1 protein-coding gene is annotated in these 1,106 nt (G+C 68.4%); it reads right to left on the bottom strand.

Annotated features, from left to right (window positions below):
- A partial coding sequence (locus ACYQ77_RS44800; protein ID WP_459723661.1) for an epoxide hydrolase family protein occupies positions 1-1,092 on the bottom strand: 1,092 nt, incomplete at its 3' end.
- Positions 1,093-1,106: the final 14 nt, after the last annotated feature.

Below are 1,106 nucleotides of genomic sequence, written 5' to 3'. Positions count from 1 at the left end.
GAGGGTTTCGGGGACTTCGAGTGCGGCGAAGTGGCCGCCGGTGTCGTAGCGGTTCCAGTGGATGATGTTGGTGTTGTCGCGTTCGGCGAAGACCTTGATGGTTTGGAAGTCGTCGGCGAAGACGGCGACGCCGGTGGGTGCGGTGTTGACGGGGGTGTGTTCGGGGGTTGCGGTGTTGTTGTCGTAGTAGGAGCGGGTCATGCCGGCGGCGGCGTTGGCGAACCAGTTGACCGTCACCTCGGTGAGGATGGTGTGCAGTGGCACGAGGGAGGTGCCGTTGCCGAAGGAGTTGAACAGTTCGCTGTAGGCGAGCATCCCGGCGGGGGAGTCGCTGAGGCCGGCGGCGATGGTTTGGGGTCGGCTGGCGTTCATGGTGTTGTAGCCGCCGACTTTCTGGAACCACCGCATGTGCTCCAGGGCGGCGTGGTCGTGTGGTTCGAGGCGTTCGAACTCGGTGGGGTCGCCGGAGGGGAAGGAGAACAGTTGCAGCACGTGCAGTCCGAGGAATCCGTCGGGGTTGAGGACGCCGAGTTCGCGGGCGACCAGCGCGCCGTGGTCGGAGCCGTGGACGCCGTAGCGGGGGTAGCCGAGGCGGCGCATGAGGGTGTCGTAGGCGCGGGCGACGCGGGTGGTGGTCCAGCCGGGGTCGGTGACCGGGTTGGAGAACCCGAAGCCGGGTGCGTCGGGGACCACGACGTGGAAGGCGTCCTCGGGGCGGCCGCCGTGGGCGACGGGGTCGGTGAGCCGGTCGATCATGTCGAGGTAGTCGACCGAGGAGCCGGGGTAGGTGTGCGCGAGCAGCAGCGGCGTCGCACCCTCGTGCGGTGAGGGGACGTGGACGAAGTGGATGGTCTGGTCGTCGATCTCGGTGAGGTAGTGCGGGTGGGCGTTGATCCGCGCCTCGACCGCCCGCCAGTCCAGCGCCCGCCACGCCGTCACCGCCTCCCGCAGGTAGTGGTTCGGCGTGCCGTACTCCCACGAGTCACCGGGAGCGGGCTGCGGCAGCCGGGTGCGGTCCAGCCGCTCGGCCAGATCGTCCACCTCGGCCTGGGTGACCTCGATGCGGAAGGGGCGGATCTCCGTGTTCGTCATGACCAGAACGCTAA

This window comes from Actinophytocola sp. KF-1, assembly GCF_054661535.1.
Note: the sequence above shows the minus strand (reverse complement) of the source record. Positions and strands in the feature narration are given on the sequence as shown.